This window comes from Corynebacterium sp. HMSC05C01, assembly GCF_001807155.1.
In the GTDB taxonomy this organism is placed as follows: Bacteria; Actinomycetota; Actinomycetes; order Mycobacteriales; family Mycobacteriaceae; genus Corynebacterium; species Corynebacterium coyleae.
Window position 1 is genome coordinate 1 of record NZ_KV787931.1, and the last position, 1,602, is coordinate 1,602.

The 1,602-nt window shown below is 55.0% G+C and carries 1 protein-coding gene; it reads left to right on the forward strand.

Going from position 1 to position 1,602, the window contains the following annotated elements; translation table 11 throughout:
- The first annotated feature begins 73 nt into the window (after positions 1–73).
- On the forward strand, positions 74–1,546 hold the full coding sequence (locus HMPREF3145_RS00325) for an integrase core domain-containing protein (protein WP_070421286.1): 1,473 nt from the start codon (positions 74–76) through the stop codon (positions 1,544–1,546).
- The last annotated feature ends 56 nt before the right edge of the window (positions 1,547–1,602 follow it).

The window sequence follows — 1,602 nt, forward strand, 5'->3', positions numbered from 1 at the left end:
GACATGGAGTCCAGTCACTTATTGGACACGATGTCTAGAGACTTTTTGGACACTGAACCGGTGAAATGGTCGGATGGCTATTTCATCGCACACACGCAGAAAGATCGCGGATTTCGATCCGGTTCGCGACGGAAAAACTATCAAGCAGTTTTGCAAGGATGAGAAGATCTCTCGGCAGACGTTTCATAACGTCAGGGATCGTATTGCTCGCCGTGGGCGGGCGGGTATTTTGCCGGACAGTACCGCGCCGAAAAATCCTGCCCGCAAATACACCGAAGCGGATCGCCAAGCAGTCATCGACGCTAGAGTCACGTTGCAAGAGCAGGGGCTAGACTACGGCCCGTTGTCGATCTTTTACCACCTGTTCGACACAATCGGCCCGGAGCGCACTCCATCTCGGTCGACCATCGCGGATTGGCTGCACGACGCTGGAGTAGTTGACGCGAATGCCCGCAAGCGCCCACGCAGTTCGTATAAGCGGTTTGCCCGCGACTTTGTGTGTGAACTGTGGCAGATCGATGCTGTGGTCTACCGGCTATTCGACGTCGAACATACCCAGGTCACGATCTATCAAGTTATTGATGACGCCAGCAGATTCGATGTTGGCACGAAAGCGTTTCCCCGGCCTGAAAACGGCGAGGATGCTCGCATCACCTTGAAAGAAGCATTCGACCGATACCGCAAACCGCAGGAAATCTTGTCGGACAACAGTGAAGCGTTTGCCACCTACCATCGCGGTCGTCTATCAGCCACAGAAGTTTGGTTGGCGAAGCAAGGTGTGCTGGCAATTGCTGGCTTCGCCCCAACTACGCAAGGCAAAGACGAACGCTCCCACCGCACGTTGGTGCAGTTTCTCGATGCACGCACACCGGAAACATTCGACGAACTGCAAAAAGCGCTTGCGGCCTACCGCGAGGTCTACAACAAACATCGGCGACATCAAAGCCTGCTCGTCGGCAAGATGCACATCACGCCCGAACAAGCCTGGGAAACGTTCCCGCAGGCTGAATCACCTACAACTCCGCTTGATCCTGAAGCGGTCTGGCAGCGCGTTGTCGACTACAACCTCGCCAACAACCCCCATGCAAAGCCGAAGCATGCATACACAAACGACCCCGGGGAAGCTGCCACTTCACCCAGGGTCAACACCGATCGTGCAATCACCACGCCAGGTGCATCGCATACGGATACGACCAGCATAGACCCGTATGAAGCAGTCAAAAAGCAGCGCTTTGATATCCCCTTGGAACTGACCATCAGCCGCCACGGGGCAGTTCATATCCTCGGATACCCGCTGTATGTCGGATTGAGATTCAAAAGCCGCAAACTGCTCAGCCACGTTACTGCCGATAACGTCGCTGAATTCTTCACCGCACACGACGGAGAATTCCTCTTCAGTGTGCCGCTACCGATCAAGCTCAAACACCGCCCAGCCGGCGGAGTAATCAACATCAACCACGTCGAAGGCATGAAACACCGCCAACCACCCCAGCTGCGCCCCAACCTATCCAAACCCCGGCCAAAAAGACGCAAACCGAAACACTAGCCAAAGTCCAAAAAGCTCCTGGACTCCGTGTCCAATAAGTGGCTGGACTCCATGTC